Below are 5,607 nucleotides of genomic sequence, written 5' to 3' on the forward strand. Positions count from 1 at the left end.
CCCCCGCCCCGATCAGGAACCGCGCCAACCGATTCACCCGCGCACCGAACTCCCCATACGACAACACCACCGCACCGCACACCACCGCCGCAGCATCCGGGGTCCGCGCCACCTGCGCATCGAGCAGGTCGGCGAGGGTGGTGCGGGGCACCGGGTGACCCGTCGCATTCCACGAACCCACCACCAACGCCCGCTCACCCGGCCCCAGAACCTCCACATCACCCACTGGCGCATCCGGATCCGCAATCACTCCCGCCAGAATCCGGAGGAACCGCTCCCCGAATCCCACGACCGTGTCCGGATCGAACACATCCGACGCGAACGTGAACGACGCCTCGATGCCTGCTGCCATCCCGGACGCGTCGTAGCGCTCCGCGAGGGTCAACTGCAGATCGAACTTGGACACACCGGAATCGACGTCGAGGATCTCCACCGTCAGTCCCGGCAGGTCGAGGTGCGCCGGGGCGGTGTTCTGGAACTCCAGCAGAACCTGGAACAGCGGTGAGTACGCGGTCGAGCGGGTCGGTGCGACTGCATCGACCACACTCTCGAAGGGCACCTCGGCATGACCGAACGCCGCCAGATCCGCTTCCCGCGCCCGGGACAGCACCTCGCCGAACGTTGCGGCAGGCTCGACGATCGTCCGCAGGACCAGGGTATTGACGAGCATCCCCACCACGTCGTCGAGTGCTTCCTCGCCCCGCCCGGCGATCGGCGTCCCGATCGCGATGTCGCCGGAACCGCTCAGCCGCGCCGCCAACACCGCCAGCACCGCATGCATCACCATGAACATCGTGGAATTGTGTTGCCGCGCGAGGAGGAGAAGCTCCCGATGATCTTCCGCCGACACCGAAAACCGGACGATCCCACCCCGGAGCGCTCTGTCCGCGGGCCTCGGCCGGTCCAATGGAAGATCCATCGCGTCGGGGAGCCCGGACAGCGTCTGCTTCCAGTACTCCAACTGCGCCGACATCATGCTGCCGGGATTCTCGTCGCTGCCGAGGGCCGCCCGCTGCCACAGGCTGTAGTCGGCGTACTGCACCGGGAGTGGCCGCCAGTCGGGAGCCTGCTGCTGTAGCCGCGCCGAGTACGCCACCATCAGGTCGTGGGCGAGCGGGGCCAGCGACGCTCCGTCCGCCGAAATGTGGTGCACCACCAGCATGAGGACGTGCTCGTCGTGACCGGTCCGGAACAGGGCACCACGCACGGGCACCTCGGTGCTCACGTCGAAGCCCTGAGCAGTCGACTCGGCGATCCGCGCGCGCACTGCGTCCTCGTCTTCGCAGACCGTCGGCTCCAGATCCGGAATTACCTCCCCCGGTGACAGGATCACTTGATGCGGTCCGTCCACCGACGCCGGATACACCGTGCGGAGCGATTCGTGTCGTTCGAGGACATCCGCCACCGTCGCCCGGAGCGCCTCCACGTCGAGCGTTCCGGACAGTCGCAGCGCCATCGGAATGTTGTAGGCGGGCGACGAGGTGTCGTACTGATTGACGAACCACATACGTTGCTGGGCAAGCGACAGCGGGATCCGGTCGGGGCGTGTCCGCGCCACCAGGTCCGGGCGGTCGGGGCGCCTCGCGTGGGCACCCTCGATCCATCCCGCCAATGCCTCCACCGTCGGCGCCTCGAACAGGGTCCGCACCACGAGGTCGGCGCCGAGTGCGGCGTTGACCCGCGCGACCACTTTCGTCGCGACCAGTGAATTTCCGCCGAGGTCGAAGAAGCTGTCGTCGAGGCCGATTCGTTCCACACCCAGCACGTCGGCGAACACTCGCGCGACGGCCCGTTCCACCGGAGTGACGGGCGCACGGAACTCGGTGGCCGTGGAGAGGAATTCCGGCGCCGGCAATGCGGCACGATCGAGCTTCCCCACCGGTGTCATCGGGATCTCGTCCAGAATCACGATCGCTGCCGGCACCATGTACGTCGGCAATTGCTCTGCGGCATAGTCGATCAACTCGGCAGTCGCCAGCTGTTGCCCTGCTGCCGGCAGCACGTACGACACGAGCACCGTCTCGCCGGACGGTGCCGTTCGCGGCATCGTCACTGCGGTCCGCACCCGCGGATGGGTATGGAGGACGGTGTCGATCTCACCGAGCTCGATGCGGAAGCCGTGTACCTTCACCTGGAAATCGCTGCGGCCCTGGTATTCCAGCGTGCGGTCGGTTCGCCACCGCACCACGTCCCCGGTGCGATACATCCGGTCGCCGGGGCCGCCGAAGGGGTTGGCCACGAACCGTTCCGCCGTCAACGCTGATTTACCGTGATATCCGCGAGCGAGGGCGTCGCCCGCGACGTACAGCTCCCCGGCCACGCCGACCGGCACCGGGTTCAACCGCGCATCGAGGACGACCTCGTGGAATCCGCGGAGCGGACCGCCCAGTGTGATGGCTCCGTCCGGTGACAACGGTGCACTGATGTTCGACATGACGGTCGCCTCGCTGGGCCCGTACGCGTTGCACAATCTGCGACCGGGCGCCCACCGCTTCACCAGTTCCGGCGGGCACGCCTCGCCACCGAACACCACGTCCCGGAAGTCGGCGAGTCCGTCCGGCTCGACCGTTCCGAGCGCGGCAGTGGTGACGAATCCGTGGGTGACCCGTTCCGACGTCAGGAGGCGGGACAACTCGGCGCCGCCGTAGATCGTGGGCGGAACGATCACCATGGTGGCGGCGGCGGCGAACACGTGCAGGTACTCGGATACGGACGCGTCGAAACTCGGTGTGGAGAAGTGCAGAATCCGGGACGTCTGTGTGGCCCCGGATCGTGAGCGCTGCTCGGCCGCGAAGTCGTCCAGGCCACCGTGTGTGACCACGACGCCTTTGGGCCGGCCCGTGGAACCGGACGTGTAGATCACGTACGACGGATTCTCCACGCGGAGAGGCCGCGTCCGCTCCGCGTCGGTCACGGCGGATTCCGGCTGCGTCGCACAGAGCGACCGGAATTCTTCGTCGTCGAGCACCAGCCACGGAATGGCGTCCGGTAGCCGGGAACGCACGGCGGACACCGTCACCCCCAGCGCAGCGCCCGAATCGTCGAGCATGTGCTCGATGCGTTCGGCCGGGTAGTTCGGGTCCACCGGCACGTAGGCCGCACCAGACTTGGCCACCGCCAGCATCGACAGAACCGACTCGATCGAGCGAGTCAAGCCCAGTGCCACGAAGTTCTCCGGCCCGATGCCGCGTTCGGCGAGGACGCGTGCCAACTGGTTCGAGCGCTCGTCCAATTCTCGGTACGTCACCTCGACACCGCGATACGAGAGCGCGACACCGGTGGGATTGGTTCGTGCTGCCGCTGAGAACAATTCGGAAAGCGTGCGACCCGGACGTCCCGGCACGCCGGAGACCGGAACGAGGGTCGCGTGTTCGGTATCGGACAGGATGTCGATGTCGCCGACGGCGAGCGCCGGGTCGCCGGTGACCGTCTGCAGGATTCGGCGGAACCGTTCGCCGAGGCCACGTACCGTCCCGGGGTCGAACAGATCGGTGGCGAACCCGAGTGTCGCCGTGATCCCGGACGGGGTGCCGTCGGCGTCGACGGCCTCGGTCGCGGTCACCCGCAGGTCGAATCGGCCGACCCCGGAGGTCTCCGCCCCCTCGCGGCACTCGAACAGGACTTGGACGATCGGCGAGTATGCGGGCGAATCGCTGAGCGCGAGTGTCCGGACCACCTGTTCGAAAGGGACGTCGCGGTGCTCGAACGCCGCCTGGTCGACATCGCGGACGTGGCCGAGGAGATGAGTGAAGGAGGTGTCCGGTTCGACGCGGTTACGGAGCACCACGAGGTTCCGGCTCCGGCCGTCGTCCACCACGGTCGTCGTTCCGATCGCCACATCCGAGGCACCCGACAGCCGGCTCAGCAGAACGGTGAAGGCCGCGTGCAGCACCGAGAACGTGGTGGTGTCGTGTTCCCGCGCCAGGGCCACCACTCCGGCATGTGCCTCTGCACCGATCGCAACGTCGACGCGGTCCTCCCCCCGGGTTTGCGCGGCGGGGCGAGGCCGATCGGACGGCAGATTCAGCACTTCCGGCATCCCCGACAGCCGATCCTTCCAGTACTCGAGTTGGTGCGCCGCGAGGCGTCGTCGCGCACCGTCGAGGGCCGTGGCCTCGTGAATCGTCGCGACCCGGGCCTGCGGGCCGGCCGAGATGAACTCTTCCAGCAGTTCGACGAAGTGCCGGTGATGCAGGCGCAGTGCCGAATCCTCGTACCGGTTCGGGTTGGCCCGGAAATCGACGAAGATCTCGGCCGGCGTCCCGCTCGGGTACACGTTGACCAGCAGATCTTCCACCGGACCCGACGTGACGATGTGGTATTCGCCGACCAGCGGGCCCAGTTGGACGTTCTGATGGAACAGCATGACGTTGACCATGGGGCCGTGGAGTTCGGCGCCAGTGCCCGTGCCCACGTCGCGGCGGATGTCCTCGATACTGCACCGCTGATGCCGCAACGCGCCCATCAGTTCTCGCCTGACCCGCGACACGAGGTCCGCGACCGTCTCGTCCTCGTCGACCGTGATCGGCAGCGGTGCGACGTTGACCATCATGCCGCCGGAGTTGCGCAGCACCGACGTGGTCCGGCCGGACATCGGAACATTCACGAGAACATCGGTTTTCGCCGTGATCCGCGACAGGTAGCAGGCGAAGGCGGCGATGATCGTGACTGCCGCGGTGGCGTTTGCCTGACTGTCGGCGTTGTGGATTCCGGAAACGGCCGCCTCGGACAGCAGGGCACTCTCGACCTTGCTCCTGGCGAGTGCGGGCGCGGTCGCGTCGGCCAGGGTCGATCCTTCGACTGCCTCGACTCGTTTCGCCCAGTACTCCCGATCGGCCACGAAGCGGTCGGAGGACCGGTAGCGGGCGTCGACGTCGTACAGCTCGTGCAGGGTCGCGGCTCGATTCGGATCCGGTTCGCGACCGGACATCGAGGCCGAGTACCGGTGCGCGATGCGGTTGATCAGTGTCATGGCGCCGTAACCGTCGAGCGCGACGTGGTGAATGCGGCTGTACCACAGGTAGTGCGACTCTCCCACGCAGAGGATCGAGGTCTCGAACAGTCGATCCGTGTCGAGATCGAGTGGGGCCTGGTAGTCCCGGTCCATCCATTCGTGCGCTGCAGCGACCGGATCGTCCTCACCGCGAAAGTCGATGACGGCGATGGACGTGTCGGTGGTGTGGTCCACGTACTGCATCGGCCGGCCGTCGACCTCGACGACCTTGAGGAACGGCGACTGGAACTCGCGGGCCACCGCGATGGTCTCCCGTCGCAACAGGTCGATGTCGAGGTCGCCGTGCAGTTCCACGTAGTGCGCTACCGAGATCGGCACCGCGGGGTCGAGTTGCTGCGCGAACCAGGTGGCACGCTGCGCCGCAGACAGCGGGAAGGGCACCGCGCCCGAATCGTGTGTAGCCGGCTTTCGCGTGTCGACGGGCTTCACGGCGGTTCCTCCCCATAAGGTATCCCCGACCGCTCACAGCGTGACCGCGTCCTGATCCTGGCTCGCGAAGGCGGGAGGCGGTAGCTTTTCCCCGCCCCCCAGAAAATTCGTTCGCCGTCAACAGGGCGCACAGACCCCATCGTCGCACAGCGGCGCGGCTCCGT

General features: G+C 67.2%; 1 protein-coding gene. It reads right to left on the reverse strand.

The genetic code is table 11. The features are described from left to right. A partial coding sequence (locus G9373_RS24145; RefSeq protein WP_167117096.1) for a non-ribosomal peptide synthetase occupies window positions 1–5,443 on the reverse strand: 5,443 nt, incomplete at its 3' end. Window positions 5,444–5,607 lie beyond the last annotated feature (164 nt).

The organism is Rhodococcus sp. A14 (genome assembly GCF_011603105.1).
Taxonomy (GTDB): domain Bacteria; phylum Actinomycetota; class Actinomycetes; order Mycobacteriales; family Mycobacteriaceae; genus Rhodococcus_F; species Rhodococcus_F opacus.